General features: G+C 50.8%; 24 protein-coding genes and 1 riboswitch. Of the genes, 17 read left to right on the forward strand and 7 right to left on the reverse strand.

Features of this window, described 5'->3' with window-relative positions:
• Positions 1-84 precede the first annotated feature (84 nt).
• From bglX to OGX95_RS08780, 5 genes are all read left to right on the forward strand, one after another.
• On the forward strand, positions 85-2,382 hold the full coding sequence (bglX, locus tag OGX95_RS08760; RefSeq protein ID WP_286629162.1) for a beta-glucosidase BglX: 2,298 nt from the start codon (positions 85-87) through the stop codon (positions 2,380-2,382).
• Between the two features lie 231 nt (positions 2,383-2,613).
• Positions 2,614-3,531, forward strand: a complete 918-nt coding sequence (gene osmF / locus OGX95_RS08765) for a glycine betaine ABC transporter substrate-binding protein OsmF (RefSeq protein WP_286629163.1) — start codon at positions 2,614-2,616, stop codon at positions 3,529-3,531.
• Positions 3,519-4,712 (forward strand): ABC transporter permease, encoded by a 1,194-nt coding sequence (locus tag OGX95_RS08770; protein WP_286629164.1) that lies wholly within the window; start codon positions 3,519-3,521, stop codon positions 4,710-4,712. The genes osmF and OGX95_RS08770 overlap by 13 nt, the downstream gene beginning before the upstream one ends.
• Positions 4,705-5,652, forward strand: coding sequence for an ABC transporter ATP-binding protein (locus OGX95_RS08775; protein ID WP_286629165.1), 948 nt, complete (start codon positions 4,705-4,707; stop codon positions 5,650-5,652). Before OGX95_RS08770 ends, OGX95_RS08775 begins: the two co-directional genes overlap by 8 nt.
• Positions 5,636-6,367, forward strand: a complete 732-nt coding sequence (locus tag OGX95_RS08780; RefSeq protein ID WP_286629166.1) for an ABC transporter permease — start codon at positions 5,636-5,638, stop codon at positions 6,365-6,367. The genes OGX95_RS08775 and OGX95_RS08780 overlap by 17 nt, the downstream gene beginning before the upstream one ends.
• Here OGX95_RS08780 and OGX95_RS08785 read toward each other — a convergent pair.
• Entirely contained in the window at positions 6,348-6,455 is a 108-nt protein-coding gene (locus OGX95_RS08785) for a protein YohO (protein ID WP_003027354.1), read from the reverse strand. The genes OGX95_RS08780 and OGX95_RS08785 overlap by 20 nt on opposite strands.
• A gap of 51 nt (positions 6,456-6,506) precedes the next feature.
• Entirely contained in the window at positions 6,507-7,238 is a 732-nt protein-coding gene (mlrA, locus tag OGX95_RS08790) for an HTH-type transcriptional regulator MlrA (RefSeq protein WP_048211186.1), read from the reverse strand.
• 225 nt (positions 7,239-7,463) lie between these two features.
• Here mlrA and OGX95_RS08795 point away from each other — a divergent pair, with 225 nt between their 5' ends.
• Genes OGX95_RS08795 through OGX95_RS08805 form a run of 3 tightly spaced genes read left to right on the forward strand, consistent with a single transcriptional unit; the run spans position 7,464 to position 10,382 of the window.
• Positions 7,464-9,149: a sensor histidine kinase gene (locus OGX95_RS08795; protein ID WP_286629167.1), complete on the forward strand. Its 1,686-nt coding sequence runs from the start codon at positions 7,464-7,466 to the stop codon at positions 9,147-9,149.
• Positions 9,146-9,865 (forward strand): two-component system response regulator BtsR, encoded by a 720-nt coding sequence (gene btsR, locus OGX95_RS08800; protein WP_005129174.1) that lies wholly within the window; start codon positions 9,146-9,148, stop codon positions 9,863-9,865. The genes OGX95_RS08795 and btsR overlap by 4 nt, the downstream gene beginning before the upstream one ends.
• A 46-nt stretch (positions 9,866-9,911) precedes the next feature.
• Positions 9,912-10,382, forward strand: a complete 471-nt coding sequence (locus tag OGX95_RS08805; RefSeq protein WP_286629168.1) for a YehS family protein — start codon at positions 9,912-9,914, stop codon at positions 10,380-10,382.
• 106 nt (positions 10,383-10,488) lie between these two features.
• Here the strand turns inward: OGX95_RS08805 and metG are convergent, their stop codons facing one another.
• Complete coding sequence (gene metG / locus OGX95_RS08810; RefSeq protein ID WP_286629169.1) at positions 10,489-12,522, reverse strand: methionine--tRNA ligase; 2,034 nt, start codon at positions 12,520-12,522, stop codon at positions 10,489-10,491.
• A gap of 164 nt (positions 12,523-12,686) precedes the next feature.
• On the opposite strand from metG, the gene apbC reads away from it, so the two are divergent.
• The 6 genes from apbC (at position 12,687) to OGX95_RS08840 (ending at position 19,394) form a co-directional block, all read left to right on the forward strand.
• Positions 12,687-13,796 (forward strand): iron-sulfur cluster carrier protein ApbC, encoded by a 1,110-nt coding sequence (gene apbC / locus OGX95_RS08815; RefSeq protein ID WP_286629171.1) that lies wholly within the window; start codon positions 12,687-12,689, stop codon positions 13,794-13,796.
• Positions 13,797-14,061: 265 nt separating this feature from the next.
• Complete coding sequence (locus OGX95_RS08820) at positions 14,062-14,343, forward strand: DUF2574 family protein (protein WP_286629172.1); 282 nt, start codon at positions 14,062-14,064, stop codon at positions 14,341-14,343.
• A gap of 274 nt (positions 14,344-14,617) precedes the next feature.
• Positions 14,618-15,157 (forward strand): fimbrial protein YehD, encoded by a 540-nt coding sequence (gene yehD / locus OGX95_RS08825; protein WP_286629173.1) that lies wholly within the window; start codon positions 14,618-14,620, stop codon positions 15,155-15,157.
• A 63-nt stretch (positions 15,158-15,220) separates the two neighbouring features.
• Complete coding sequence (locus OGX95_RS08830; protein WP_286629174.1) at positions 15,221-15,901, forward strand: fimbrial assembly chaperone; 681 nt, start codon at positions 15,221-15,223, stop codon at positions 15,899-15,901.
• A 14-nt stretch (positions 15,902-15,915) separates the two neighbouring features.
• Complete coding sequence (locus OGX95_RS08835; protein WP_286629175.1) at positions 15,916-18,402, forward strand: fimbrial biogenesis outer membrane usher protein; 2,487 nt, start codon at positions 15,916-15,918, stop codon at positions 18,400-18,402.
• Between the two features lie 11 nt (positions 18,403-18,413).
• Positions 18,414-19,394: a fimbrial protein gene (locus tag OGX95_RS08840; protein ID WP_286629176.1), complete on the forward strand. Its 981-nt coding sequence runs from the start codon at positions 18,414-18,416 to the stop codon at positions 19,392-19,394.
• Between the two features lie 56 nt (positions 19,395-19,450).
• Here OGX95_RS08840 and OGX95_RS08845 read toward each other — a convergent pair whose 3' ends face one another.
• A complete protein-coding gene (locus tag OGX95_RS08845; protein ID WP_286629177.1) occupies positions 19,451-19,783 on the reverse strand; it encodes an RcnB family protein in 333 nt (110 codons plus the stop codon).
• A gap of 234 nt (positions 19,784-20,017) precedes the next feature.
• Positions 20,018-20,114: riboswitch (TPP riboswitch) on the forward strand.
• A gap of 31 nt (positions 20,115-20,145) precedes the next feature.
• Here OGX95_RS08845 and thiM point away from each other — a divergent pair.
• From thiM to OGX95_RS08860, 3 genes are read left to right on the forward strand one after another with little or no spacing between them, the layout of a single operon-like run.
• Entirely contained in the window at positions 20,146-20,934 is a 789-nt protein-coding gene (thiM, locus tag OGX95_RS08850) for a hydroxyethylthiazole kinase (RefSeq protein WP_286629178.1), read from the forward strand.
• Positions 20,931-21,731 (forward strand): bifunctional hydroxymethylpyrimidine kinase/phosphomethylpyrimidine kinase, encoded by an 801-nt coding sequence (thiD, locus tag OGX95_RS08855; protein WP_048211195.1) that lies wholly within the window; start codon positions 20,931-20,933, stop codon positions 21,729-21,731. The genes thiM and thiD overlap by 4 nt, the downstream gene beginning before the upstream one ends.
• A gap of 51 nt (positions 21,732-21,782) precedes the next feature.
• Entirely contained in the window at positions 21,783-22,529 is a 747-nt protein-coding gene (locus tag OGX95_RS08860; protein WP_286629179.1) for a GntR family transcriptional regulator, read from the forward strand.
• On the opposite strand, the gene OGX95_RS08865 is transcribed toward OGX95_RS08860, so the two are convergent.
• From OGX95_RS08865 to OGX95_RS08875, 3 genes are read right to left on the reverse strand one after another with little or no spacing between them, the layout of a single operon-like run.
• Complete coding sequence (locus OGX95_RS08865) at positions 22,503-23,468, reverse strand: PfkB family carbohydrate kinase (RefSeq protein ID WP_286629180.1); 966 nt, start codon at positions 23,466-23,468, stop codon at positions 22,503-22,505. The genes OGX95_RS08860 and OGX95_RS08865 overlap by 27 nt on opposite strands.
• A complete protein-coding gene (locus OGX95_RS08870; protein WP_286629181.1) occupies positions 23,465-24,469 on the reverse strand; it encodes an ADP-ribosylglycohydrolase family protein in 1,005 nt (334 codons plus the stop codon). The genes OGX95_RS08865 and OGX95_RS08870 overlap by 4 nt, the downstream gene beginning before the upstream one ends.
• A complete protein-coding gene (locus OGX95_RS08875; protein ID WP_286629182.1) occupies positions 24,466-25,743 on the reverse strand; it encodes a nucleoside permease in 1,278 nt (425 codons plus the stop codon). Before OGX95_RS08875 ends, OGX95_RS08870 begins: the two co-directional genes overlap by 4 nt.
• Positions 25,744-25,936: the final 193 nt, after the last annotated feature.

A 25,936-nucleotide genomic window follows, 5' to 3' on the forward strand; every position in this document is an offset into this window, starting at 1 on the left:
CCACTCCCGTTTAGGCTTACGGCAAGCTGCGGTTTTTGTTATATTTTCGCTGCCTCGTCGGGTAGAAATTAAGAGAGAATCAACATGAAATGGCTATGTTCTGTAGGTGTCGCGGTGGGCCTGGCGTTGCAACCAGCGCTGGCGGACACCTTGTTTGGTAACCATCCACTGACGCCTGAAGCGCGGGATGCGTTTGTGACCGATTTACTCAAACAGATGACCGTGGATGAGAAAATTGGGCAATTGCGTTTGATAAGCGTCGGACCTGATAACCCGAAAGAAGCCATCCGTGAGATGATCAAAGACGGACAGGTTGGGGCGATTTTTAATACCGTCACTCGCCAGGATATCCGTAAGATGCAGGATCAGGTTATGGAACTCAGCCGCCTGAAAATCCCTCTCTTTTTCGCCTATGACGTGCTGCACGGTCAACGTACCGTGTTTCCGATAAGCCTTGGACTGGCATCCTCTTTTAACCTTGATGCGGTCAGAACAGTTGGCCGGATTTCTGCATATGAAGCCGCAGACGATGGTCTGAACATGACCTGGGCGCCGATGGTCGATGTTTCGCGCGATCCGCGCTGGGGCCGTGCGTCCGAAGGTTTTGGTGAAGATACCTATTTAACTGCCATCATGGGCAAAACCATGGTGGAAGCGATGCAGGGGAAAAGCCCGGCCGACAGGTATTCCGTGATGACCAGCGTCAAGCACTTCGCTGCTTATGGCGCAGTTGAGGGCGGAAAAGAGTACAACACCGTGGATATGAGTCCGCAGCGTTTATTCAACGACTATATGCCGCCGTACAAGGCCGGACTAGATGCCGGTAGCGGTGCGGTAATGGTGGGGCTTAATTCACTGAATGGGACGCCTGCGACCTCTGATGCCTGGCTGCTCAAAGACGTGCTGCGCGATAAGTGGGGCTTTAAAGGCATAACGGTTTCCGATCACGGTGCAATTAAAGAATTGATTAAGCACGGAACCGCGTCCGATCCCGAAGATGCTGTGCGCGTGGCGATCACGTCCGGTATTAACATGAGTATGAGCGATGAATACTACAGTAAGTATCTGCCTGGACTGATTAAGTCGGGCAAGGTTACGATGGCGGAACTCGACGATGCCGCGCGCCATGTACTGAATGTAAAATATGATATGGGTCTGTTTAACGACCCGTACAGCCACCTGGGGGCGAAAGAGTCTGATCCACAGGACACCAACGCGGAAAGCCGTTTGCATCGCAAAGAAGCCCGTGACGTGGCGCGTGAAAGCCTGGTATTGCTGAAAAACCGTCTGGAAACATTGCCTCTGAAAAAAACAGCAACTGTGGCAGTTGTCGGACCGTTGGCAGACAGCAAACGTGATGTCATGGGAAGCTGGTCTGCGGCGGGTGTTGCCGATCAGTCGGTCACGGTGCTGACAGGTATTAAAAATGCCATAGGTGATAAAGGTAAAGTGGTCTACGCCAAAGGGGCGAATATCACCAACGATAAAGGTATTGTGGACTTCCTTAACCTGTACGAAGAGGCGGTGAAAGTTGACCCACGCTCGCCGCAGGAGATGATTGATGAAGCCGTTAACGCGGCGAAACAGTCTGACGTGGTTGTTGCGGTAGTGGGTGAAGCGCAGGGGATGGCACATGAAGCCTCTAGTCGGACCGATATCACTATCCCGCAAAGCCAGTGTGATCTGATTGCTGCTCTGAAAGCAACCGGGAAACCGCTGGTGCTGGTGCTGATGAACGGTCGTCCCCTGGCCCTGGTGAAGGAAGATCAGCAGGCTGATGCGATTCTCGAGACCTGGTTTGCCGGGACCGAAGGCGGTAACGCCATTGCTGATGTGCTGTTTGGCGATTATAACCCGTCAGGTAAGCTGCCGATGTCTTTCCCACGATCGGTGGGGCAGATCCCGGTCTATTACAGCCATCTTAATACTGGTCGCCCATATAACGCCGATAAGCCGAACAAATATACGTCGCGCTACTTTGATGAAGCGAATGGCCCGCTATATCCCTTTGGTTATGGCCTGAGCTACACCACGTTTACCGTGTCTGATGTGAAGCTCTCTGCACCAACAATGAAACGTGACGGAACCGTGACTGCCAGCGTGCAGGTAACCAACACCGGCAAGCGTGAAGGTGCGACAGTCATTCAGATGTATTTACAGGATGTGACGGCCTCGATGAGTCGTCCGGTCAAACAGCTGAAAGGCTTTGAGAAAGTGAACCTCAAGCCAGGTGAAACCCAGACCGTCAGTTTCCCCATTGATATTGACGCGCTGAAGTTCTGGAACCAGCATATGAAATACGATGCGGAGCCGGGCAAATTTAACGTCTTTATCGGCGTAGACTCCGCCAGAGTGAAGCAGGGCGAGTTTGAATTGTTGTAATTGGTGAATAACGCCACGCGCAGTGCCTGATAGCGCTACGTTTATCAGGCCTGCGAAATCGTATCATCCGGTAAATTCACGTTGGGGTTGCCGGATTTTTTTATTTTGTTCTCGCTTTACCGCTAATAACTCTCAGTGTTACCCCCCAATAGCCAGGTTAAGACTGGATTTTTCAACTATGCTTTTTCCTCAAGTCTCTGAAAAGGGCAGCAAAAGGATGAGGAGAGCAGCATGACAATCTCAAAGGTATGGGTGGGTTCGCTGGCGTTGCTGGCCACGATAAGCTTGCCTTTACAGGCCGCGTCACCCGTCACTGTGGGGTCAAAAATTGATACCGAAGGGGCGCTGCTCGGCAATATTATTTTGCAGGTGCTTGAAAGCCACGGCGTGAAAACTGTCAATAAAGTACAACTGGGCACTACGCCCGTGGTGCGTGGGGCCATCACTTCCGGTGAGCTGGATATTTATCCGGAATATACCGGCAATGGCGCATTCTTTTTTAAAGATGAAAACGACCCCGCGTGGAAAAATGCGCAGGCAGGTTTCGAGAAAGTGAAAAAACTGGACGCTGAGCAAAATAAGCTGATCTGGCTTACGCCTGCGCCAGCCAATAATACCTGGACCATTGCAGTACGTCAGGATATCGCTGAAAAAAACAAACTTGTCTCTCTTGCGGATTTAGGCCGTTACCTGAAAGAGGGGGGGACTTTCAAACTTGCTGCCTCTGCTGAGTTTATTGAACGTGCAGATGCGCTGCCCGCATTTGAAAAAGCGTATGACTTCAAGCTCAATCAGAACCAATTGTTGTCACTGGCAGGGGGCGATACGGCGGTGACAATTAAAGCTGCGGCGCAGCAGACCTCCGGAGTTAATGCCGCAATGGCTTACGGAACCGATGGTCCCGTTGCTGCGCTGGGGCTGCAAACATTAAGTGATCCCAAAGGGGTTCAGCCCATTTACGCACCTGCGCCAGTCGTGCGTGACGTGGTACTCAAGGATTACCCGCAAATGGGGGAATGGCTACAGCCAGTCTTTGCCAGTCTGGATGAAAAAACGCTGCAGCAGCTCAACGCCAGTATTGCCGTTGAGGGGCTGGATGCGAAAAAAGTCGCTGCAGATTACCTGAAGCAAAAAGGATGGGTGAAGTAACGGATTTGCAGCAGGTGAGTGTTGTGTCGAAGATATCAGTTAATCGTGTGCTGTTGCTGCTGGTGGTTCTGACCGTGGCCGCAGCCGCGCTTCCTTTCATCAGTTATGCCCCTAATCGTCTGGTTTCCGGTGAAGGTCGCCAACTCTGGGAGGTCTGGCCCAACATGGTGTGGGGACTGGCGGCAACCCTTTTACTGCTCGTGGTTCTCTGCTTCATACCCGGTAAATTCGGCAATGTATTGACGCTGGTTGTTGTCCAGTTACTGGTGATTGCGGCGTTGTTTATGGCCGGGAAAATGGCAACGCATCTGGCTCAGACAGGAACTTCTGTCGCCAGAACCAGTCTGGGGAGCGGTTTCTGGCTTGGGTTAGGGGTGTTGTTGCTCGCTGGCAGCGACGCCATTCGGCGTATCACCGCTCAGCCGCTGTGGCGCTGGGTACTGCATGCACAAATTGTCATTGTGCCAGTGGCGCTGCTGCTGTCCGGTGCCCTTAACGATCTTTCTTTGCTCAAAGAATATGCCAACCGCCAGGATGTCTTTGATGATGCTCTGGTGCAGCACCTCACTATTCTTTTCGGTACTGTGGTGCCTGCGCTGTGTATTGGCGTACCGCTGGGTATCTGGTGCACCTTTTCTACTTCGCGTCAGGGGCCAATATTTGCCGTGCTGAATGTCATCCAGACGATCCCCTCCGTCGCATTGTTTGGCTTGTTGATCGCGCCGCTTGCCGGACTGGTTAAGCATTTCCCGTGGCTTGGCTCGCTCGGCGTAGCGGGAACGGGCCTGACGCCCGCACTGATTGCGCTGGTGCTGTATGCATTATTGCCATTGGTTCGTGGCGTGGTGGCCGGGCTGAATCAGGTTCCGCGTGATGTGCTGGAGAGTGCGCGGGCTATGGGGATGAGCGCGCGTCAGCGTTTTATTTCGGTGCAACTTCCGTTAGCGCTACCCATTTTCCTGCGCAGTTTGCGGGTGGTGATGGTTCAGACGGTGGGGATGGCGGTCATTGCCGCATTGATTGGTGCAGGCGGATTTGGTGCGCTGGTCTTTCAAGGGCTGCTCAGTAGCGCCGTTGATTTAGTGCTACTGGGCGTGATTCCGGTGGTGGTACTGGCAGTGCTGATTGATGCACTGTTTGATTTAGGCTTAGCGCTGCTGAAGGTGACAAACGATGATTGAATTTAGCCATGTCAATAAAACCTATAACCAGCAACAGGCCGTGAGCGATCTCAATCTGCATTTAGGCGAAGGTAGTTTTTCGGTATTAATTGGGACCTCCGGGTCGGGGAAGTCCACTACGCTGAAAATGATCAACCGGCTGGTCGAGCATGACAGTGGTCAGATTCGTTTTGCCGGAGAAGAGATCCGTAGTTTGCCGGTGCTGGAACTAAGGCGACGCATGGGCTATGCCATCCAGTCGATTGGCTTATTTCCACACTGGACTGTCGCCCAGAACATTGCCACCGTACCACAGCTGCAAAAGTGGTCACGTGCACGTATTGATGACCGAACAGAAGAACTGATGGCGTTGCTGGGGCTGGAAGCGGATTTGCGTCACCGTTATCCGCATCAGCTTTCCGGCGGTCAACAGCAGCGAGTCGGTGTAGCACGCGCGCTGGCGGCTGACCCTCAGGTCCTGCTGATGGACGAACCTTTTGGCGCGCTGGACCCGGTAACACGCAGTGCGCTACAGCAGGAGATGAGCCGTATCCATCGTCTGTTGGGTCGTACCATCGTGCTGGTGACGCATGATATTGATGAAGCGCTGAGACTGGCGGAACACCTGGTGTTAATGGATGCGGGCAAGGTGGTGCAGCAAGGCACGCCGCTGTCGATGTTGACTGCGCCTGCTAATGATTTCGTGCGGACCTTTTTTGGCCACACTGAGCTGGGGGTACGGCTGCTGTCGCTGCGTACGGTGGGGGATTTTATCCGTCGTGGTGAGCAGTTGGCGGGTGAGCCGTTGGTGGACGAGATGACGTTACGTGATGCGTTATCTGTTTTTGTCGCCCGTGGCTGTGATGTGTTGCCGGTAGTGAATGCTCAGGGTGCGGCCCGCGGTACGCTGCATTTCCACGATCTGCTTTCGGAGACACCGCACGGTGAAACATCTGCGTGATCCTCTGCTGTGGCTCATTGCGCTGTTCCTGGTGTTGCTGGTGGGATTGCCCCACAGCCAGGCACTATTCAGCGCGTTGTTTCCCCAATTACCGCGTCCTGTTTATCAGCAAGAGAGCTTTACGGCGCTCGCATTGGCGCATTTCACACTGGTGGGTATTTCAAGCCTGATTGCTGTCGTTATTGGGGTTGGGGCCGGGGTGGCGGTAACCCGAACATGGGGAGTAGAGTTCAGACCTTTGGTCGAAACGATTGCCGCCGTGGGGCAAACTTTTCCGCCGGTTGCGGTGCTGGCGATCGCTGTACCGGTGATGGGGTTTGGCCCGGAGCCTGCGATTATCGCGCTGATCCTGTATGGGGTGTTACCGATCTTACAGGCAACACTGGCAGGGCTGGGAGGGATCTCTGCCAGCGTAATAGAGATTGCCAGCGGGATGGGCATGAGTCATGGGCAGCAGCTACGCAAAGTCGAACTTCCGCTCGCGGCACCGGTTATTCTGGCCGGGATTCGCACATCAGTGATTATTAATATTGGCACCGCAACGATAGCCTCTACTGTTGGTGCGAATACGCTGGGAACACCGATTATTATTGGGTTAAGCGGGTTTAATACCGCCTATGTGATCCAGGGGGCGCTGCTGGTCGCATTGGCCGCAGTCATTATCGATCGCGGGTTTGAGCGATTCGCGAACTACCTTACCCGGCACGTAAAATAAAAGTATAACCTGCCAGCATCACGCCGCCGATACCACCGATAGCCATCAGCAGGAAGAGGGTTATAACACCGATTTTAGCTGCGCTCATTTTGTACTCCTTATGTGAATTCAAGGATTGTACACGTTTGTTAATAAAATATTAAATACCGAGTGGATAAATATCGTGACCTAACGCGCGCCACTCATCCAGTTGTTGGTGTTGTGCAGGGGTTTGGTTCTCTCCACACCAGACGAGCAGGGTGCGCCCTTCAAACAGTTCGGGCCGTAGCTGATTGAGCGAGTGGGCCAGTACATCAACACGCCATCCTTGCTGGCTGGCGACCCAACCTTCCAGCCATAAGCGGGTGGTATCGTGGATATTCCAGCCGACTACCAGGGCATCTTTACCCTGTTTTTTACGCGCCGAGGCAAGGCAAATTGCAATATAATTGATGAGCACACCGTCAAGGATCCCCAACAGCGCCTGGAGAATGGGCTGCTGGCATTGCAGACGTCGTCGCAGAGGAATGAACAAATGTGTATTGAGCGTTTGCGCAGGGTAATCCTGACCACGCTCTTTGATCCACAACCTGAGGCTGTGCAAATTGTTACTTTGCAAATAGCTCAATAGCGTTTCTTGTTGCTCACGCCAGCCATTATGCACATCAATGTTCTCATTGCTGAGTAACATTTTAACTTTACTGACCTGAACGCCATTATTTATCCAGCGTTTTATCTCACGGATCCTGTCAATGTCCGCATCGTTAAACAGGCGATGCCCCCCGTCAGTACGCTGAGGTTTTAGTAATCCGTAACGCCTCTGCCATGCACGTAAAGTGACAGGGTTGATATCACAAAGCAAAGCCACTTCACCTATCGTGTAAAGCGCCATCGTTGTCTCACTCTTGCTCGCGAGGTCCCAGTTTTACTTTAGACGCTCTTTTGCGAACCAGGTAGTTTTGTCTGTTTTTTGATCAGAAGAAGGGTGAGATTGTCGTCATACCCGCGCTTTCGAGTGATCGTTCTCACAAATTCCTGTTTTTTTGCAACAGTTCAAAGAAAGTTATGCGCAGCCCATGTATGTTACGCGCTTTTAAGAAATGTGTGGTTGGCGGGTATGTACGAGTTTAATCTGGTGTTGCTGCTGCTTCAGCAGATGTGCGTGTTTCTCGTTATCGCGTGGTTAATGAGCAAGACGCGTCTGTTTATCCCGCTGATGCAGGTCACTATTCGACTGCCGCACAAACTTCTGTGCTACGTCACCTTCTCCATTTTTTGCATTATGGGCACCTACTTTGGGTTGCATATTGAAGACTCCATTGCGAACACCCGTGCCATCGGCGCGGTGATGGGCGGGCTGCTTGGCGGGCCTGTTGTTGGGGGACTGGTTGGCCTGACCGGCGGTCTTCATCGCTATTCGATGGGGGGCATGACGGCACTCAGTTGCATGATTTCGACCATAGTGGAAGGCCTGCTTGGGGGGCTGGTACACAGTGTACTCACTCGACGAGGCCGTACTGATAAAGTGTTTAGCCCGCTGACGGCTGGCGCGATTACTTTTGTTGCCGAGCTGGTGCAGATGCTCATCATTTTGCTGATTGCGCGCCCCTTTGAGAATGCATTGCATCTGGTCAGTAACATTGCCGCGCCGATGATGGTGACCAATACCGTTGGCGCTGCGTTGTTTATGCGTATTCTGCTCGACAAACGCGCGATGTTTGAAAAATACACCTCGGCGTTTTCTGCCACTGCGCTAAAAGTTGCTGCCTCTACGGAGGGGATTCTGCGACAGGGATTTAACGAGGTTAACAGCATGAAGGTTGCTCAGGTGCTGTATGAAGAGTTGGATATCGGTGCGGTGGCGATTACTGACCGCGAGAAGTTGCTGGCCTTTACCGGCATTGGTGATGACCACCATCTGCCAGGCAAGCCCATATCTTCTTCATACACCCAACGGGCGATTGAAACCGGAGAGGTCGTGTATGCCGACGGTAATGAAGTGCCTTATCGCTGTTCACTGCATCCGCAATGCAAATTAGGGTCGACGTTGGTGATCCCGTTGCGTGGTGAAAACCAACGGGTGATGGGGACGATTAAACTGTATGAAGCCAAAAACCGTCTCTTTAGCTCAATTAACCGCACGCTGGGGGAAGGGATTGCCCAGTTGCTTTCCGCGCAAATTCTGGCCGGACAATATGAGCGACAAAAAGCGATGCTGACTCAGTCTGAAATCAAACTTCTGCACGCTCAGGTTAATCCCCATTTTCTGTTTAACGCGTTGAATACGATTAAAGCTGTGATCCGTCGTGACAGCGAACAGGCCAGCCAACTGGTGCAATATCTCTCGACTTTCTTTCGTAAGAATTTAAAACGTCCGTCGGAAATTGTGACGCTGGCTGATGAAATCGAACACGTAAATGCCTATCTACAAATTGAAAAGGCACGATTCCAGTCGCGTCTGCAGGTAACCTTAACGGTCCCGGAAGCGCTTTCGCATCAGCAATTGCCTGCGTTTACTCTGCAACCGATAGTTGAGAATGCGATTAAGCATGGCACTTCCCAGCTACTTGATACCGGAGAAGTCTCTATCACTGCTCGTCAGGAAGGGCAGTATCTGATGCTGGATATTGAAGATAATGCCGGACTGTATCAGCCTACGACTGAGTCCAGTGGGCTTGGAATGAGTCTGGTGGACAAACGCCTGCGGGAACGGTTTGGCGATGATTTTGGTATCAGCGTAGCCTGTGAGCCTGACCTCTTTACCCGGATTACTTTACGACTTCCTCTGGAGGAACTGGCATGATCAAAGTGCTGATCGTCGATGATGAACCGTTAGCGCGGGAGAACCTGCGGATCCTGTTACAGGAGCAAAGCGACATCGAGATAGTCGGAGAGTGTTCGAATGCGGTAGAGGCCATTGGTGCAGTACATAAGCTGCGACCGGATGTGCTGTTCCTCGATATCCAGATGCCGCGTATTAGCGGCCTGGAAATGGTAGGTATGCTTGATCCCGAGCATCGCCCGTATATCGTTTTTCTCACCGCTTTTGATGAATATGCAGTGAAAGCCTTTGAGGAGCATGCCTTTGATTATCTGCTTAAGCCGATTGAAGAAACGCGGCTGGAGAAAACGCTGATCCGTTTACGTCAGGAGCGCACGAAGCAGGATGTGTCGTTACTGCCGGAACATCAGCAGGCGCTTAAGTTCATTCCATGTAGTGGTCATAGCCGAATCTATCTGCTGCAAATGGATGATGTGGCGTTTGTCAGCAGTCGTATGAGCGGCGTTTATGTGACCAGTAGCGATGGCAAAGAAGGATTCACCGAGCTGACGCTTAGAACACTGGAGAGCCGTACTCCGCTGCTGCGCTGCCACCGACAATACCTGGTCAACATGGCCCATTTGCAGGAGATTCGTCTGGAAGATAATGGCCAGGCTGAGCTGATTTTACGTAACGGACTGACTGTCCCGGTGAGCCGTCGTTATCTCAAAAGTCTAAAAGAGGCGATTGGCCTGTAAAACTGGTACACTGCGCGCCATTGCATCATCGACAGTTGAAGGCTCTATGCTAAGTAACGATATTCTTCGTAGCCTGCGCTACACCCTGAAAGCGAACAATAACGACATGGTGCGCATTCTTGCGCTTGCTGAGATGGAATCCACCTCGGCAGGTTTTGACACCTGGATGACAAAAGAAGATGAAGACGGGTTTGTTCGCTGCCCGGATATCATCCTCTCCGGTTTCCTGAACGGCCTTATCTATCATCTGCGTGGCAAAGATGATTCCGCACCGGAGCTGGCGATTGAACGTCGTGTTAACAACAATACGGTGCTGAAAAAACTGCGTATCGCGTTTTCACTGAAAACCGATGATATTCTGGCCATCATGACCGAACAGAAATTTCGCGTATCGATGCCGGAAATTACCGCGATGATGCGTGCACCGGAGCATAAGAACTATCGCGAATGTGGCGACCAATTTTTGCGCTATTTCTTGCGTGGTTTAACTGCACGAGTACATAACGCGAAGTCGTGAATTTTGCCCAGTGGCGTTGCGTTTGCAGGGCCTACGGGATTTGCAGGCTGGGAAAGGCGAAGCCGCCAGCCGGAAAAAAAGCCGGAGATTATCTCCGGCTTTTTTGTTATTTCACCTGCTGACCTGGTTTAGCACCGTCATCCGGGCTTAACAGGAAGATGTCTTTTCCGCCAGGGCCTGCTGCCATCACCATCCCTTCAGAGATACCGAAGCGCATCTTACGCGGAGCCAGGTTCGCCACCATAATGGTCTGGCGGCCAATCAGGGCTTGGGGATCCGGGTAGGCAGAGCGAATACCGGAGAAGACGTTACGCTTCTCACCACCGAGATCCAACGTCAGACGCAGCAGTTTGTCGGAACCTTCCACGAACTCGGCGTTTTCAATCAGCGCCACGCGTAGATCAACTTTGGCGAAATCGTCAAAGGTGATGGTGTCCTGGATAGGGTCATCCGCCAGCGGGCCGGTCACCGGTGCGGCTGCGGCTTTCACTTCTTCTTTGGACGCTTCCACCAGCGCTTCAACCTGTTTCATGTCGATACGGTTGTAGAGCGCCTTAAAGGTGTTGACCTTGTGACCGAGCAGTGGTTGCTCAATGGAATCCCAGGTCAGCTCACTGTTCAGGAATGCCTCAACACGTTCAGCAAGCGTCGGCAGTACCGGTTTCAGGTATGTCATCAGGACGCGGAACAGGTTAATACCCATGGAGCAAATTGCCTGCAGGTCGGCGTCACGGCCTTCCTGTTTAGCCACAACCCATGGTGCCTGTTCGTCAACATAGCGATTCGCCACGTCGGCCAGCGCCATAATTTCGCGGATTGCTTTACCGAATTCGCGGCTTTCCCACGCTTCACCGATGACTGCAGCTGCGTCGGTAAAGGTTTTGTACAGCGCCGGATCGGCCAGTTCGGTGGCCAGAATACCGTCAAAGCGTTTAGCAATAAATCCTGCGTTACGGGAAGCCAGGTTCACGACTTTGTTGACGATATCGGCGTTAACACGCTGAACAAAATCTTCCAGGTTCAGGTCGATATCATCAATGCGCGAAGAGAGTTTCGCGGTGTAGTAGTAACGCAGACTGTCAGCATCAAAGTGTTTCAGCCAGGTGCTGGCTTTAATGAAGGTCCCGCGAGACTTGGACATCTTCGCGCCGTTTACTGTGACATACCCGTGAACGAACAGGTTAGTCGGTTTGCGGAAGTTGCTGCCTTCCAGCATGGCAGGCCAGAACAGGCTGTGGAAGTAAACGATATCTTTACCGATGAAGTGATACAGCTCCGCATCGGAGTCTTTCTTCCAGTACTCATCAAAGCTGACGGTGTCGCCACGTTTGTCGCACAGGTTTTTGAACGAACCCATATAGCCAATTGGCGCATCCAGCCAGACATAAAAATATTTACCCGGCGCATTCGGAATTTCAAAACCGAAGTACGGAGAATCGCGGGAAATATCCCACTGCTGCAGGCCAGATTCAAACCACTCCTGCATTTTGTTGGCAACCTGCTCCTGCAACGCGCCGCTGCGCGTCCACGCCTGCAGCATTTCGCTGAACGACGGCAGATCGAAGAAGAAGTGCTCGGAGTCACGCATTACCGGTGTCGCACCGGAAACAACGGATTTCGGTTCGATAAGTTCGGTCGGGCTGTAGGTTGCGCCGCACACTTCGCAGTTATCGCCGTACTGATCCGGAGATTTACATTTCGGGCAGGTACCTTTAACAAAACGATCCGGCAGGAACATGCCTTTTTCTGGATCGTAAAGCTGAGAGATGGTGCGGTTCTTAATAAAACCGTTTTCCTTCAGGCGTGTGTAAATAAGCTCGGACAACTCACGGTTCTCTTCGCTGTGCGTAGAGTGGTAGTTGTCATAGCTGATGTCAAAACCTGCAAAATCAGTCTGATGCTCCTGACTCATTTCACCGATCATCTGCTCAGGTGTAATACCAAGCTGCTGGGCTTTCAGCATGATTGGCGTACCGTGTGCGTCGTCCGCGCAGATGAAGTTAACCTGGTGGCCGCGCATTCGCTGGTAACGGACCCAGACATCAGCCTGGATGTGCTCCAGCATATGGCCGAGGTGGATTGAGCCGTTGGCGTACGGCAGCGCGCACGTTACCAGAATTTTCTTCGCGACTTGAGTCATAGTGGGCAATTACTTCTTTTGTAGTGAAAAGGGCTTTGATAGTACCAAAATGGTAATTACTGCGCCAAGTGATAAGGGCATTTATCCTTAAATGAATAATTGTTGCGGTTGGAGTAAACTACTCGCTGACAATCGTCTTTTCAGAACAACAAAAAGGAGTCGGGATGAACGCACAATCCCAGGCCAAATCACCAGAAACCCTGCGCGCCATGGTCGCCGGGACGCTGGCGAATTTTCAGCATTCAACCCTGAAGCATAATCTGACGACGTTAAAAGCGTTGCACCATGTCGCCTGGATGGATGACACGTTGCACGTTGAGCTGGTGATGCCGTTCGTCTGGCACAGCGCGTTTGAAGTGTTAAAAGAGCAATGCAGTGCCGATCTATTGCGCATCACCGGCGCGAAAGCCATTGACTGGAAGCTGTCGCACAATATCGCGACGCTGAAACGCGTGAAAAACCAGCCGGGTATTAATGGTGTGAAAAACATCATTGCTGTGAGTTCCGGCAAAGGTGGTGTGGGTAAATCCTCCACTGCGGTGAACCTGGCTCTGGCGCTGGCAGCCGAAGGGGCGAAAGTAGGTATTCTGGATGCCGACATTTATGGTCCGTCCATTCCGACCATGCTCGGTGCGGAAAATCAGCGCCCAACCTCGCCAGATGGCACCCATATGGCGCCGATTATGTCTCATGGCCTGGCAACCAATTCCATTGGATATCTGGTAACCGATGACAATGCGATGGTGTGGCGTGGACCAATGGCCAGCAAAGCGTTGTTACAAATGCTGCAAGAGACCTTATGGCCGGATCTTGATTATCTGGTTCTGGATATGCCGCCGGGTACGGGTGACATTCAGCTGACGCTGGCGCAGAACATTCCGGTAACCGGCGCGGTAGTGGTCACGACGCCGCAGGACATCGCGCTGATCGATGCGAAAAAAGGCATCGTGATGTTCGAAAAAGTGGAAGTACCGGTGCTGGGTATTGTGGAAAATATGAGCATGCATATTTGCAGCAACTGCGGTCATCATGAACCGATTTTCGGCACGGGTGGCGCACAAAAGCTGGCTGAGCAATATCACACCCAACTGTTGGGACAGATGCCGCTGCATATTTCCTTGCGTGAAGATCTCGACCGCGGTATGCCGACGGTTATCAGTCGTCCTGACAGTGAGTTTACCGCGATTTATCGCGATCTGGCCGGCCGTGTCGCCGCCCAGCTCTACTGGCAGGGAGAGGTTATTCCGGGGGAAATAGCTTTTCGCGCAGTGTAATTTATCGCATTAAATATTATTCACCACATCAATAATATATTGATGTGGTGAATATATAGAGTGAAAAGCGCCGCAATATTGTTTATCCTGCCTGTAAAATCCATACCTTTTTCCTAATGAATAGCATCAATGCATCATTTGAATTGATCAAATCTATCCCATTAATCTACAATTTCAATTGGTTTTAGCGAGGCAGTTAATCCATAATCTACTGGAAGGGCGGCTTGTATGCTGTATTCCAACCAATACAGGAATAATGAACGTAATGAAAAGAAGTTTATTCTTGGGAGTTATTACTTTGGCTTATGGAATGAGCGCTTCTGTTTTCGCCACAGATACTGCTACCTTGAATATCAGTGGTCGAGTAACTGAACCCACCTGTAGCGCTGATGTTGTAAATAACGAAGTGCAGCAACGCTGCGGCAATGCCGTTTCTTTTTCAAACGTCAAAGAGGGCGTTTCCAATTCAACAAAAAGTGCGGTGACTGAAATTGTTACTGTCGCTGGTGACGCTACACGACAAATTGTGCTGACTCGTTACGACTAATCGAATTTTTACCAACCACGCATTGTTTTGGTGAATGGTACGTGGTTTGGTATTTTCCTAAAGAATTCCTATCAAACAGTTAATTCCCTGAATTTATTAATTTTCAAAATAAGACTAATCTCAATTCATTTGTTGTAATTATATTGCATTTGTAATTTGCTTTAAATCAATAAAACAATGCGTTTACATTGCGGTAACGTTTCTGGTGTGAGAATTTAATTTAAAGGGTTAACCCCTCTTAATAAATAGAAATTAATTCACTAAGGAAGGTACTATGAAACGTTCAATTATTTCTGTTGCTATTTTGTCCACTGTATTTATGAGCGCTGGGGCGTTTGCTGCTGATTCTGATCAGGGTGAATTGATTATTACTGGTAAGGTCGTTGGGACAACCTGTAAATTTACGGGTGATACCACTGCGACCATTGGTATGAACCAGATTGGTGCTGACAGACTAAATGCCTTAAGTGCTGGAGGTGTTTATGACGGATACTCAAATAAAACCACCGTGCCATTAACTGTTGAATGTACGGGGGATAAAGCACCGAAAATTACTTTCTCCAGTTCTCAATTTGATAGCACTAATAAATATATTACACGAAATACCGCAGCAAATAATGGTGCAGGCTTCTCCGTTTACTATGGTGATGATTTTACAAAACAGGTTAACCCCGATACAGGTATTGAGTTAACTAAAACAGCAGATAATAAATATACGCTGAATTTTAGTGCACGTTACGCGAAAATTGGTTCAGCCGCTGTCTCTGCGGGTGATGTTGCCTCTTCGCTGACGATGACCGTTGTTACTGATTAAGATTACTATCCTGTTTGTCGGCGGCTCTGGTCGCCGATTATTTCCGTAGTAAGGATAATTATAATGAAAAAAATAATAATATTATTATTGGCTGGCACAGTATTGCCTGCGTGGGGAGGCGTTTACATTTACGGCACGCGTGTCATTTATCCGGCACAGAAAAAAGAAATTACCGTGCAGTTAATGAATGAAGGCAATCGTAGTGCGCTGGTCCAATCGTGGATTGACGATGGTGACGCCAGCCTGCCACCGGAGAAAATTCACGTACCGTTTGTGATGACGCCACCGGTGGCAAAAGTTAGCGGTAGTTCCGGCCAGCAGCTAAAGATTAAGCAACTGGCAAATACGCTGCCAAAAGATCGTGAAAGTCTTTTTTTTCTTAATGTGTTAGATATTCCTCCTAATTCTGCGGAATCAGAAGGTAAGAATATGATTAAATTTGCTATGCAGAATCGCATCAAATTTATTTATCGCCCGCAAGGTATTACCAGTGTGGACGAAAAAAGTTTTTCTCGCTTAAGTATCAAATATGCCAGTGGTGGTATTAATATCAAAAACAATTCCGCCAACTGGATAACGATACCTGAATTAGTAGGTCATACTAAAATAAATAGCGAGACAGTGTTACTTGCTCCGTGGTCAGATAAAAAGTTGAGCACCACCGCTATGGTTAGTCATTACAAAATCACGCTTATTGACGATTACGGTAATTATTTGAGTGAAAAAATAAAAACTGAAAAATAGCTCAAGGACTGGCTATGTCAAAGATCAATTCGATTACACTGACCATCTTGTCGGTGCTGGCAACTTCATTATCTGCATGGGCTGAAGAAGAAACGTTTGATACCCACTTTATGATCGGTGGTTTGAACGGTGAGAAAATTTCTCGCTATCACATTGATGGCGACAAGCCGATGCCCGGCATATATGAAATGGATGTTTATCTAAATAACCATTGGCGCGGTCATTACGATATTAATATTAAATCCGAACCGGATTCAACATGCTTATCCTGGACGCAGTTGCAGCAAATTGGTATTCGTACTGAAGGTATTAAAGCAGATAAAGGCGTAGATTGTGTACCGCTGCGTGCAGCAGTGCAGGGCGGCAGTATTGGTTATGACATTGGGCAATTTATCCTGAATTTAAGCGTGCCTCAGGCATATGTGGTTGAATATGAATCAGGATATATGCCGCCTGAAACCTGGGATCGCGGAATTAACGCATTTTATACCTCCTATTATGCCAGCCAGTATTACAGTAATTATAAACTCGGCGGAAATGATAAAAGCAGCTATGTCAATCTGAACAGCGGATTGAATTTGCTGGACTGGCAACTGCATTCAAATGCCAACTATACGAAAGGCAATGAAGGTAGCGGCGAATGGAAAAGTAATACCTTATATATGGAACGGGGTATCCCGTCCATCTTTGGTACATTGCGTGCCGGGGACATATATACCGGCTCGGATATTTTTGACGCCGTACGGTTTCGTGGTGTGCGTATCTGGCGCGATATGCAAATGTTACCGAACTCAAAACAGAATTTTACGCCAGTAGTACGCGGAATTGCCCAGAGCAATGCGCTGGTGTCTATTGAACAAAACGGTTTTGTTATTTATCAGAAAGAGGTCTCCCCGGGGCCATTCGCCATTGATGATTTGCAGCTTGCGGGTGGCGGTGCGGATCTGGACGTTAGTGTTAAAGAGGCTGATGGTTCGATAAGGCATTACCTGGTGCCTTATTCATCGGTACCCAATATGTTGCAGGCGGGGGGCGCGAAATATGATGTTGCCGCCGGACGTAGCAACATCGAAGGCGCGAGCAACCAGTCTGATTTTATACAGGGTAGTTACCAGTATGGACTGAATAATCTGCTAACGATATATGGCGGTTCCATGTTGTCGGATAACTACTCTTCATTTGTACTCGGCACGGGATGGAACACGCCGATTGGTGCGGTTTCTGTAGATGGAACGCACTCGCACAGCGAACAGGATAACGGCGTTTTTGACGGGCAGAGTTATCAGGTGGCGTGGAACAAATATGTCACACAGACCGGAACGCAGTTTGCGCTGGCGGGTTATCGCTACTCTTCGCAGGATTATCGTACCTTCAACGATCACGTGTGGGCGAATAACAAAAATAGTTATGACCGCGATGAAAACGATGTTTATGACATTGCGGATTACTACCAGGACGACTTTGGTCGTAAGAACAGTTTTTCGCTTAATATCAATCAAGCATTACCCGAAAACTGGGGATTCCTGGCGGTCAGTGGCCTGTGGCGCGACTACTGGCAACGTAGCGGGACGGGCAAAGATTATCAGTTGAGTTATTCGAACGCCTGGCAACGTATCAGCTATACCTTTTCCGTTAGCCAGACGTACGATGAGGATAACCACGCGGATAAGCGTTTTAACCTGTATATCTCCATTCCGTTTTCGTGGGGGGATGGCATTTCTACGCCGCGGCGCGATTTGTTTGTCTCCAACTCGACAACATTTGATGATGATGGTTATCAGTCGAATAACACCAGCTTAAGCGGCGTAGCAGGTAGTCGTGATCAATTCAGCTACGGCGCTAACTTCAGTCATCAGCGGCAGGGGAGCGAGACAACGGTGGGGGGTAACCTGGCCTGGCGCGCGCCTATGGCAACCATTGGCAGCAGTTATAGCCAATCGAATAAATATCAGCAGGTCAGCGGCAATATTCAGGGGGGGTTGGTGGTGTGGTCAGAGGGTGTCGCGTTAGCTCCTCGGCTTTCCGATACATTTGCCATTGTTAAAGCGCCTGGATTACAGGGCGCGGCGGTGCAGGGACATCGTTACCTGACAACCAACAGCAAAGGTTACGCGGTTTATGACAGTCTGACGCCGTACCGTGAAAATATGCTGATGCTGGATCTTTCCGACAGTAATAGCGATGTGGCGTTACTGGGCAATCGAAAAGGCGCTGTACCCTATCGTGGCGCGGTCGTAATGATGGAGTTTGAAACCGATCGGCGTAAACCCTGGTACTTCCTTGCCGAGCGTCCGGACGGCTCTCCGTTATCGTTCGGTTATGAAGTGGAAGATAATATCGGTAATAATGTTGGCCTGGTGGGGCAGGGGAGCCGGTTATTTATTCGCACCAACGACATTCCTGCCTCGGTACGCGTCGCAGTTAATAAACAGCAGGGGCAGTTCTGTACGATTACCTTCGACAAGGTGATTGATGAGAATAAAGCCTATATTTGCCGCTAAGGATGCAAGATATGAAAGGATACGTATTTTTAATATTTCTGCTGTTGTCATCCTTTGGAGCTCAGGCTGGATGTACATTTCAGACAAAAAATGGCGGGTTGACGGCAATTAATCTGGATATGACATCCGGAACAGCGACGAACCAACTGAATCTCAATTCCAGTGGCGATATAACGTGTACTGCCAATAGTGATAGCTTATATTTTACAACGCCATTAACGAATTATATTGTTGCTATTCAGAGTAGCAGCGGCAAGAAGGTTTTAATTAATATCAATCTAACGAGCAGTGATTTTCCCGTTAGTATTGGAAGGAAAACAGTTAGCGCCGGTGAAACACTGAATACCAAAAAACTCACGATTACAGCAGGTTATGTCAATTCAGGGACGGCTAAGCAGACAGTCTCCGGTGATGCGTTTAGTCTGAGTGACCCGGCAGTCAGTATTACATCTGAGAACTCATGTACATCAAACTGGTTAGCTTATCTTTATTGCTGGATTACCGGGCGTTTGTCGGGAAATTCTGCTTTTACACAGAATTTAAGCTTTACAGTAACGCATAAACCCACAACCTGCCGTTTTTCAAAACCGACATACTATATTAATATGAAAGATATAACGTTAAGTAACCTGATAGGAAATAATAATGAAACAGGTTACGTAGATCTGGTATTAAATTGTGAAGGTATATATAACGTCACCACCAATCCCGTAAGTTTTAAGGTTGCGCGAGGTGACTGGGATGAAAGCGGGAAGATACTGAAAAATACCGCGACGAATGGTGCAAAAGGGGTCGGGTTCCAGATTTACAACGGTACCAAGACGACTCCCCTAAAACAGGGGGATACTCTGATGGACAGAATAGCTAAACTGGAGACAATCAACAATCAGTACACTTTCCCTATTATTGCGAAATATGTTCACGTGACAGGGGAATCACTACGACCGGGTGAAGTACAAAGCAAAGTCATATTTTCAGTATCTTATGACTAACTAGCCTGATGTAATCCGCTTAAAAAATGTACCTTCGTTATGAAGGTACATTTTCGTTACCGGTGATAAAAAATCTCGCCGTCGTAGGCTTTAATGATTTTGCCGTCGGCATCGTTAATCAGGACATATGCGCCGCCCATGTAAGTCCAGTGGGTACCTGCAGTAGGCGCTGGTAAGTTGCGCTGATTCCACTGTTTAATCGCGTATTCATCAGTACGGTACAGTGGCGGGACAGTGTCACCAGGTTTGAAATGGGTAAAGTCGGCAATGAAACTGCTCAACTCATATTTATCAATACCTGTGGGGGCAGCGGTTGCAGCCGGCGCGGCCCAGACCGCACTGCTTGCGAGCAGTAGTGCACCCAGCAACATTTTCTTCTTCATACCCATCCTCTCTACCTGTTCGGGTCATCAAAATTAGCCCTGTATGATTCCTGGCTAACAGGACATTTGACAAGCACTATTTTGTGATTACTCCAGTCATTTCGTAAAAAGTGTAAATGAACGTACGGAAACTCGGCAACCGTAACCAGCGGTTTCACCGCCAAAGCCTGTTCCGCGCCAATTTACATCGTTAAGAGCAGGCAGTATCCTGTTGCTGAAACCTGAATATTATATTTGTGTTTCAACGACTCGGGGTGCCCTTCCTGGTGAAGGCTGAGAAATACCCGTACCACCTGATCTGGATAATGCCAGCGTAGGGAAGTCTGACACTGCTCGTGTCCCTTCTTCACGCGGGCAGGAGTTGAACCATGCAGCCTGACCTGCACAGCCGTGCCCTTGCGGCTCACACCTTACAGCAATTTAGAACGCTTTCCCCACTGACACACTGTATGACTAATGACGTTGTGCAGAGTTTTACCGCCAATACGCTACTGGCTTTAGGGGCATCCCCCGCAATGGTGATTGAACCTGAAGAAGCCAGCCAGTTTGCTGCTATTGCCCAGGCGCTGCTCATTAATGTTGGGACACTGACCCAGACGCGAGCCACGGCAATGCGTGCCGCCGTTGAGCAGGCGCAGCAGGCGAAAACCCCCTGGACGCTGGATCCTGTTGCCGTTGGCGCACTGGATTTTCGTCGTCGCTTTTGTCTGGACATACTTACGCTGCGCCCGGCTGCCATTCGTGGCAACGCGTCAGAAATACTCGCCCTGGCTGGGATGAACGCCGGTGGGCGCGGTGTGGATACCACCGATACAGCATTGGCTGCGATTCCGGCCGCACAAACACTGGCACGCGAGGTCGGAACCATTGTCGTTGTTACCGGAGAAGTGGATTACGTCACCGATGGTCAGCGGACAGTGGGTATTCATGGTGGCGACCCGCTGATGACGCGGGTAGTGGGGACCGGATGCGCACTGTCAGCGGTAGTTGCAGCCAGTTGCGCCCTGGAGGGGGACCGGTTGAACAATGTTGCTTCTGCCTGTAGCTGGATGAAGCAAGCCGGACAACGCGCCACTGAACAATCGACGGGACCGGGAAGCTTTATTCCGGCATTTCTTGATGCCCTCTATAATCTGAACCCCCAGGAGCACGCATGAAACGGATTAACGCCTTAACCATTGCTGGAACCGATCCGAGCGGTGGCGCAGGGATTCAGGCCGACTTAAAAACTTTTTCGGCACTCGGCGCTTATGGCTGTTCAGTAATCACGGCACTGGTGGCGCAAAATACGCGCGGAGTACAGTCGGTATACCGGATTGAACCCGATTTTGTGGCGGCGCAACTGGACTCGGTGTTCAGCGATGTGCGCATCGATACCACCAAAATCGGCATGCTGGCAGAAACCGATATTGTCGAAGCCGTTGCCGAACGTTTACAGCGTCACCGGGTACAAAACGTCGTACTGGATACGGTAATGCTGGCTAAAAGCGGCGATCCGCTGTTGTCTTCCTCTGCGGTTGAAACGCTGCGTACCCGTCTGTTACCGCAAGTGTCGATTATTACCCCTAATCTGCCGGAGGCGGCGGCGTTGCTCGGGGCATCGCATGCCCGAACAGAGCAGGAAATGTTAGAACAGGGGCGGGCGCTGCGGGCGCTGGGCTGTGAGGCGGTATTAATGAAAGGGGGGCATCTGGATGATGAGCAAAGCCCTGACTGGCTCTTTACCCGTGATGGCGAACAGCGTTTCACCGCGCCAAGGGTAGTGACCAAAAATACGCACGGAACAGGTTGTACGCTGTCGGCGGCGCTGGCGGCACTGCGTCCACGTCATGTTAACTGGGCTGATACGGTACAGGAGGCTAAGTTGTGGCTCTCTGCGGCGCTGGCGCAGGCAGATACGCTGGAAGTGGGCGAGGGGATTGGTCCGGTGCATCATTTCCACGCGTGGTGGTGATGAGCAGAAATGGTATACTGGCGACAGAAACGGCTGCCAGGAAAAAGATAAATGGAACAAGCGCATACCCAGCTTATCGCGCAACTGAATGAACGTATTTCAGCGGCGGACAATACGCCGCTGTATATGAAATTCGCTCAAACGGTTAAGAACGCTGTGCGCAGTGGGATCCTGGAGCATGGTAATATCCTGCCGGGTGAGCGTGACCTCAGCCAGTTGACTGGCGTTTCACGTATTACGGTGCGGAAAGCGATGCAGGCGCTGGAAGAAGAGGGGGTGGTGACGCGTGCGCGTGGCTACGGGACGCAAATCAATAACATCTTCGAGTATTCGCTCAAAGAAGCGCGCGGTTTTTCACAACAGGTGGTGTTGCGCGGTAAAAAGCCGGATACGCTATGGGTGAATAAACGCGTGGTGCCCTGCCCGGAAGAGGTGGCTCAGCAGTTGGCTGTTGCTGTCGGCAGTGAGGTCTTCTTGCTGAAGCGCATTCGCTATGTTGATGAAGATGCTGTGTCTATTGAAGAATCATGGGTACCCGCCCATCTTATCCATGACGTGGATGCGATTGGCGTTTCACTGTACGACTATTTCCGCAGCCAGCATATCTTTCCACAGCGCACGCGCTCACGCGTCAGTGCGCGAATGCCGGACGCAGAGTTCCAGTCCCATATCCAGATGGACAGCAAAGTGCCGGTACTGGTGATAAAGCAAGTAGCGCTTGATCAGCAGCAACGGCCTATTGAATACAGTATCAGTTACTGTCGAAGCGACCTATACGTCTTTGTGTGCGAGGAGTAACGCCTCGCGTGAGGGGGCGCAGTCGCCACCGCGGTGACCCACCACCCAGGATGCTACCGCATTGCCGAGCAGGACGGCATCGCCCAGCGACCAGCCCGATGCCAGACCAGCCAGCATGCCGCCTGCGTGACTGTCTCCCGCACCGATGGTATCAACGACGGTGGTCGGAAAGGCGGGCACGCAACCGGATGTGTGCTCAGTAAAATACCATGCCCCATCTTTATCGTGACGCACCACCACGGGTGTGGCAAAGCGCTTCAGCCATGCGGCCCCAAAACCCTCTATGTCGTGACTTAATGCGAATCGCCCGGCTGCAATGGCGGCCTCCTGCCGGTTTAGTGACACCAACGGGCGGCAGGCCATGATCCGCGTCATCAGGACATCGGGAATATCACCAATTCGCGGGCCAAAATCGATGAAGGGGGTAGCCGTCGTAAGACTCTCCAGCCACTGCACCAGCAATTCACCGCATGGTGAGGCCAACTGGTAGCCGGAAAGGTAGACGTAACTCTCGTGGGGGATAGTCAGCTGTGCCAGCCAGTCAGCATTCCACTGATTTTCGACGCCGCTAAAGGACATAAATGTGCGTTCACCGTCCGGCTCTACCAATGCCAGACACCAGCCGTTATCGCCCTCGGCATTGTCGATCAGGCTGTGCAATCCTTCTTTCGCCATACGGTTGCGGATAATATCGGCCCACACGCCCTGACCCAGCGGTAAGGCATTACTGGCCTCAATGCCCAGACGTTTTAGGGCGACGGCAATGTTGAGTGCACAACCGCCCACGTTCACGCCCTGTTGCTTAAGCTCAATATCACAGCCGCGCCAGGGAAGAGCATACGCATCGGCAATCACATCAATAACCGCCGCACCGACTACCGTTACCGGTCGCTGGCTGTGCAACTGTGGGAGAAGCGTTTGCAGACGCGTAGCACTCATAGCGCCTCCCGTTGCTCGCGCAGCCGCGCTAGCGCACTGGCATAGCGGGTGAAATCGAGCTTATTCACCGCATCCAGTTCCTGTTTTAACGTCGGACTAATCGCGCTTACGCCGTGTAGTGCCCCACAAATAGCGGTTGCCATTGCCCCGATGGTGTCAGTGTCGCCGCCGAGATTCGCACACAGTACGGCACAGCGGTTAGGATCGGTTTGTGCCAGTTCGACCATCGCGATGGCGCAGGGCACGGATTCAATGGTGCTGGTCCCGGCGCCAATCACCTGATACAGCTGCTCGCTGGCAGATTCCGCACCGTTGGCCTCGCGAACGATTTTCAATGCCAGTTCGAGGCGGGCTGCAAGCGATGCGCTAAACGTAGTGATCCGTTTTTGCTGAGCGTGGAGAGCAATCGCGGGAAGTGCCCCGGCAATCTCAGACCATGTTCTTCCGTCGATAGCACGAGATACCGCCCAGGCGATGACCACCGCGCCCGCAATAGCTAAATCCGACTTATGTGTCGGGCTGGAGGCCAGCGCGATGTCGTCAATAAACGCATCAAGATTGCCTGTCGGTAGTAGACATCCCAACGGCGACACACGCATAGCTGCCCCATTGGTGACACCGTTGTTTTCCAGCTCAGCGACAGGTTTGCCGTCGCGAATGGCGTTGAGCGCAATCTTCGACGTGGGGCCGAGTACGTTTTTATTGAAGGCGTCAAAATTTTCCGCCCAGGCCAGGATATTGCGCCCAATGACGTCTGGCACTATTTCCCCGTCGCATTCCAGCAGGGCGTCCGCCAGGCACAGCGCCATGGAGGTGTCATCAGTGAACTCTGCCTGATTAAAATAACATGCTGCATTATTTTCGCCTGGGCCCGGTAAAAAGCGGTCGATCCAACCAAAGTGTGCCTTTACACGGGTTCTCGGCCACAGTTCCGACGGCATACCCATCGCATCCCCTAACGCCTGCCCATAAAGAGCACCGAGAATACGTTCTGCTTTCATTTAACTTCCCCTTGTTGCAATGCGATATCGCGGTCGTCCACCTTAATGGCGGTGATTTCTTTGTCTGACTCGCGAAAGAAAATCATAAACAGCACGGCGATAACGGCGATCATGATCGCGCCAAATCCCCACATGCCAGCCCAGTTAAAGGTGAGGCCATCAACCGGCTCTTTATAAGCAAACATTTTTTCCATCATCACCCCACCCAGGCGGTAACCGAGCAGGCTGCCGAATCCCTGACAGCAGAGAGTGATTAACCCCTGCGCAGCGGTGCGCATGTGCACTGGCGCTTTTTTATCGACATAGATGTATGCCGTAACGTAGTAGAAGTCGTAGCTAACGCCATGCAGCAGAATGCCGAGAAATAACAGGGCGTAGGTGAAATATTCTTCCGCGCCACCGTAAACAAAAAATCCGTAGCGGATCGCTGCAGTAATAAGACCAAGCAATAATACCTTTTTAATGCCAAAGCGTTTGGTGAAGAACGGCAGCGCCAGCATGAAGAAAATTTCAGAGAACTGGCCCAACGTCATCCAGCCGGTCGCATTTTTCATCCCAACTTCTGTCAGGTACCCGTTGGCGAAGATGTAGTAAAACGCCAGCGGCATGGCAAACAGAAAAGAGCAGAAGAAAAAGACCAGGAAGTTCTTATCACGCAGCAGGATCAGTGCATCCAGACCTAACATGACTTTGACATCCATCTTGCCGGTACTTTTCGGCGGCGTATCCGGTAAAAAGAAAGCGAAGATACCCAGTAATGCGGAACTTGCGGCTGTAATGAGCAGCGGAATGTTGGTTGGTGAAATGTCGTTATAGCCGAGCATTTGCGGTAAGAACCCACAAGCCAGGCCGGATGCAATCCAGCCGATCGTTCCCATTACGCGAATGCGCGGAAAATCACGTTCGACATCCGGGACGTTGGCGAAGGCGATACTGTTGGTTAGTGCAATTGTCGGCATATAGGTGAGTGAATACGCCAGCAATAGCGGAAAGAATCCGCCGAACGTCGTCTGTTGCGCTGCAAAATACATCAAAATTGCGCCGACAAACATCAGCACTGCCAGTACTTTTTGCGCAGAGAAAAAGCGGTCAGTGATCGAACCGACGAAGATAGGGGAGAGGATCGCGGCAATAGCGGTACAGGCATAAGACCAGCCAATTTCACCGGCAGTAAAGCCGCTTTTACTCAGCCAGAGCCAAAGCGGTACAAACCAGGCGCCCCAGATAAACCACTCCACAAACATCATGAACGACAGCTTAACTGTAGTTTTCATCTTTAAATCCTTCATGACAGGTAAGGTACGGCTGGATAGTACCATTATGTAATACCTTTAAAATACCTTTGTGGTCTAAGTTTGACCGCTGTATCATTTTTTGATGCCTGAATCGAGCCAGCGGAAATCGCTGAAAAGTGCGCTAAAGATGGAAAAAATACGCAGTCAGTACCAGGCTTATTGCTGCCCGCCA

Origin of the sequence: Citrobacter sp. Cu233, from assembly GCF_030332225.1 — a bacterium.
In the GTDB taxonomy this organism is placed as follows: domain Bacteria; phylum Pseudomonadota; class Gammaproteobacteria; order Enterobacterales; family Enterobacteriaceae; genus Citrobacter.

Excerpts from the sequence above, each read along its gene's own strand:
- bglX (WP_286629162.1), top strand. The coding sequence starts at position 85 with ATGAAATGGCTATGTTCTGTAGGTGTCGCGGTGGGCCTGGCGTTGCAA.
- osmF (WP_286629163.1), top strand. The coding sequence starts at position 2,614 with ATGACAATCTCAAAGGTATGGGTGGGTTCGCTGGCGTTGCTGGCCACG.
- OGX95_RS08770 (WP_286629164.1), top strand. The coding sequence starts at position 3,519 with ATGGGTGAAGTAACGGATTTGCAGCAGGTGAGTGTTGTGTCGAAGATA.
- OGX95_RS08775 (WP_286629165.1), top strand. The coding sequence starts at position 4,705 with ATGATTGAATTTAGCCATGTCAATAAAACCTATAACCAGCAACAGGCC.
- OGX95_RS08785 (WP_003027354.1), bottom strand. The coding sequence starts at position 6,455 with ATGAGCGCAGCTAAAATCGGTGTTATAACCCTCTTCCTGCTGATGGCT.
- mlrA (WP_048211186.1), bottom strand. The coding sequence starts at position 7,238 with ATGGCGCTTTACACGATAGGTGAAGTGGCTTTGCTTTGTGATATCAAC.
- OGX95_RS08795 (WP_286629167.1), top strand. The coding sequence starts at position 7,464 with ATGTACGAGTTTAATCTGGTGTTGCTGCTGCTTCAGCAGATGTGCGTG.
- btsR (WP_005129174.1), top strand. The coding sequence starts at position 9,146 with ATGATCAAAGTGCTGATCGTCGATGATGAACCGTTAGCGCGGGAGAAC.
- OGX95_RS08805 (WP_286629168.1), top strand. The coding sequence starts at position 9,912 with ATGCTAAGTAACGATATTCTTCGTAGCCTGCGCTACACCCTGAAAGCG.
- metG (WP_286629169.1), bottom strand. The coding sequence starts at position 12,522 with ATGACTCAAGTCGCGAAGAAAATTCTGGTAACGTGCGCGCTGCCGTAC.
- apbC (WP_286629171.1), top strand. The coding sequence starts at position 12,687 with ATGAACGCACAATCCCAGGCCAAATCACCAGAAACCCTGCGCGCCATG.
- OGX95_RS08820 (WP_286629172.1), top strand. The coding sequence starts at position 14,062 with ATGAAAAGAAGTTTATTCTTGGGAGTTATTACTTTGGCTTATGGAATG.
- yehD (WP_286629173.1), top strand. The coding sequence starts at position 14,618 with ATGAAACGTTCAATTATTTCTGTTGCTATTTTGTCCACTGTATTTATG.
- OGX95_RS08830 (WP_286629174.1), top strand. The coding sequence starts at position 15,221 with ATGAAAAAAATAATAATATTATTATTGGCTGGCACAGTATTGCCTGCG.
- OGX95_RS08835 (WP_286629175.1), top strand. The coding sequence starts at position 15,916 with ATGTCAAAGATCAATTCGATTACACTGACCATCTTGTCGGTGCTGGCA.
- OGX95_RS08840 (WP_286629176.1), top strand. The coding sequence starts at position 18,414 with ATGAAAGGATACGTATTTTTAATATTTCTGCTGTTGTCATCCTTTGGA.
- OGX95_RS08845 (WP_286629177.1), bottom strand. The coding sequence starts at position 19,783 with ATGGGTATGAAGAAGAAAATGTTGCTGGGTGCACTACTGCTCGCAAGC.
- thiM (WP_286629178.1), top strand. The coding sequence starts at position 20,146 with ATGCAGCCTGACCTGCACAGCCGTGCCCTTGCGGCTCACACCTTACAG.
- thiD (WP_048211195.1), top strand. The coding sequence starts at position 20,931 with ATGAAACGGATTAACGCCTTAACCATTGCTGGAACCGATCCGAGCGGT.
- OGX95_RS08860 (WP_286629179.1), top strand. The coding sequence starts at position 21,783 with ATGGAACAAGCGCATACCCAGCTTATCGCGCAACTGAATGAACGTATT.
- OGX95_RS08865 (WP_286629180.1), bottom strand. The coding sequence starts at position 23,468 with ATGAGTGCTACGCGTCTGCAAACGCTTCTCCCACAGTTGCACAGCCAG.
- OGX95_RS08870 (WP_286629181.1), bottom strand. The coding sequence starts at position 24,469 with ATGAAAGCAGAACGTATTCTCGGTGCTCTTTATGGGCAGGCGTTAGGG.
- OGX95_RS08875 (WP_286629182.1), bottom strand. The coding sequence starts at position 25,743 with ATGAAAACTACAGTTAAGCTGTCGTTCATGATGTTTGTGGAGTGGTTT.